The sequence below is a fragment of the Synergistaceae bacterium genome, from assembly GCA_012728235.1.
GTDB lineage: Bacteria > Synergistota > Synergistia > Synergistales > Synergistaceae > JAAYFL01.
In genome coordinates this window covers 1-2,460 of sequence record JAAYFL010000015.1, presented here as the reverse complement: position 1 = coordinate 2,460, position 2,460 = coordinate 1, and the positions used below count along the sequence as shown (strand labels likewise).

Sequence of the window (2,460 nt, the reverse complement as noted above, 5' to 3'; positions counted from 1 at the left end):
ATGGCACCAGTGGAATTTGCTCTTTCCCAATAAAGTCCAAATAAAGTTGGCCAAAGAAAGACTGCTTCCAATCCGCCAAATGCAAATAAATTAATCCAAACCAATAAAGCAGGAGGATTAAGGGCTGCAAAAAACACGATAAGTCCAATAACTCCTGTCACGATAAGGCTCATATAACGAATTTTTTTTGGAGGAAGTTGCGCCGTATCGTTATGAGCTACGTAGTGAAAATAAAGGTCTTTGACTATCGTGGCGGAGCAGATTATTAGCATTGAATCAACAGTTGACATAATTGCGGCAAGAGGCCCGGCTATGAATATGCCTGCCCAAAAGGGGGAGAGAAGTTTTACGGTTATAGTTGGTATCGCTAAATCTCCTATCTCTATTCCGGGAAGCACCGCTCTTCCCATGGCTCCTGCCAGATGCATAGTCAGCATTGTAAAGCCCACGACAGCGGTTCCTATTATCATTGCACTGTGCAGTGACTTAGAATCTCTAAAGCCGAGACACTTTTGAGTGGTTTGCGGCAGTCCCAATATCCCAAATCCCACCAAAACCCAGAAGGAGAGGATGAAAGGTTTAGGAATTGATTCTCCCGCTCCGTTAGGTGTGATTAGTCCGGGATCAATTGAGTGCAGAGAAGAAATTACATTGGACACACCGCCTCCGGCCGCTATAACTGCGACAAGAATCGCAATTGAAGCCATTACCATCATAATTCCCTGTATCGTGTCCGTAAGAATAACAGCGCGAAAACCGCCGACTGTAGTATAAATTATCACTGTCAGTCCGAAAATCAGCAGCCCTGTCTGATATGAATACCCCGTAATAGATTCAAAAAGTCTGGCCCCACCGATGAACTGTGCCAACATAGATGACATAAAAAAAACAAGGAGAGCGACGGACGCTAATATAACGACCGCATCACTGTTGTATCTCGCACGCAATAAGTCTGTAACAGTGACTGCATTGGTTCGACGGGCTATGATTGCAAAGCGCTTTCCCAAAATTCCTAAAGTTAAAAAAGCAGTTGGAACTTGAATCATAGAAAGCAAAATCCAGCCCAAGCCAAGCTTGTATGCCACGCCCGGTCCTCCAATAAAACTGCTTGCACTTGTATAAGTGGTGATTATTGCCATCGCAAGAACGAACCCGCCCATGGAGCGGCTGCCAAGAAAATACTCTTCCATAAAGCCCGCAGTATCGGTTTTTCTAACTGCAATTTTGTTCGCGAAAAGGGCGATTGCCATAATTAAAGCTAAATAAAGAGCGAGAGGAATCATTATTTCTATTCTATCAATCATCTTTTTCTACCTCGTCCAAAGGCATTTCTTTGAAGAAAAACTTCACAGCAGCCCATAAAGCTAAAGTTACGATAAAGTAGCCGACTATACAGCTATAAAAAAACCATTCAGGGAAGCCAAAAATATATTTATACTCAGAAGGGTCATCCCCGAAACCGTAGGCAGTAAAATACCACCAAAAAAAGAATAAAAGATATAGGCAAATAATTATAAACGTCTCTGTTTTGATGATTTTATTGCGTTCTTTACTCTTCAAAATCAGTACCTCCCAAAAGAGCCTTAGTAAAGCAAAGTATAAGTCATAACAAGCAAAAGCGAAATAAAAACTTCTTTGATAAAGTGTAAAAAAACTATTAGAATGGTAGAATAAACAGTTGATAATATGAAATTATCGTGAGAAATTATAAAAATAGCCATATTCTTAATTAATAAAATGGGAGTGACTCTGATGAATACGAGCGAAGCAATGGAAAAGAAAAACGAAATAATAGGTATTTCTCTCTGTGACAAACTCAACTCTCATGGTTATAAAGCTCAGTACGTCAAAGACAAAGAGTCCGCACTCCAAGAAGCCCTAAAGCTAATTCCAAATACTGCGACAGTAGGTATTCCTGGATCTATGACAGTTAGAGAAATAGGTCTTGTAGAATCCTTAGAGAAGAGAGGCACGCAGACAGCTCATCACTGGCACCCAAATTTAGGCATGGAAGAGGTCAGGGTGCTTCTCATGAAAGAATTTCTTTCCGATTGGGTAGTGACCAGCGTAAATGCCATAGCCTTTGACAAGGCCATGTTAATAAATATAGACGGTACAGGCAACAGAGTGGGAGCGATGTCTTGGGCTCCAGGGAAACTCCTTGTAATAGCCGGAATAAACAAAATAGCCATGACAGTTCATGAAGCCATGTCCAGAGCGCGTAACATCGCAACACCGGCAAATACGATCAGGCTTAATCTGTCTACTCCCTGTGCGACAACAGGATACTGCTCTGACTGCAATTCACCTGAAAGAGCATGTCATATTGTAACTATGTTTGAAAGACCTCCAATGGGAAGAGAGTGTCATGTGATTATAGTAGGCGAGAGGTTGGGCTACTAAAATAATGCAAGCCGTTTGGCGAAAAATACTTTGCATAAGATTATGGAACAAAAGCTT

At 41.4% G+C, this 2,460-nt stretch carries 3 protein-coding genes; 1 reads left to right on the top strand and 2 read right to left on the bottom strand.

Annotated elements, in window-relative coordinates; all coding sequences use genetic code 11:
- A partial coding sequence (gene panF / locus GXZ13_00750) for a sodium/pantothenate symporter (GenBank protein ID NLX74374.1) occupies positions 1–1,304 on the bottom strand: 1,304 nt, incomplete at its 3' end.
- On the bottom strand, positions 1,297–1,566 hold the full coding sequence (locus GXZ13_00745; GenBank protein NLX74373.1) for a YhdT family protein: 270 nt from the start codon (positions 1,564–1,566) through the stop codon (positions 1,297–1,299). The genes panF and GXZ13_00745, both read right to left, overlap by 8 nt.
- Positions 1,567–1,752: 186 nt before the next feature.
- Here GXZ13_00745 and GXZ13_00740 point away from each other — a divergent pair, with 186 nt between their 5' ends.
- Positions 1,753–2,403, top strand: a complete 651-nt coding sequence (locus GXZ13_00740; GenBank protein NLX74372.1) for an LUD domain-containing protein — start codon at positions 1,753–1,755, stop codon at positions 2,401–2,403.
- Positions 2,404–2,460 lie beyond the last annotated feature (57 nt).

Excerpts from the sequence above, each read along its gene's own strand:
- GXZ13_00740 (NLX74372.1), top strand. The coding sequence starts at position 1,753 with ATGAATACGAGCGAAGCAATGGAAAAGAAAAACGAAATAATAGGTATT.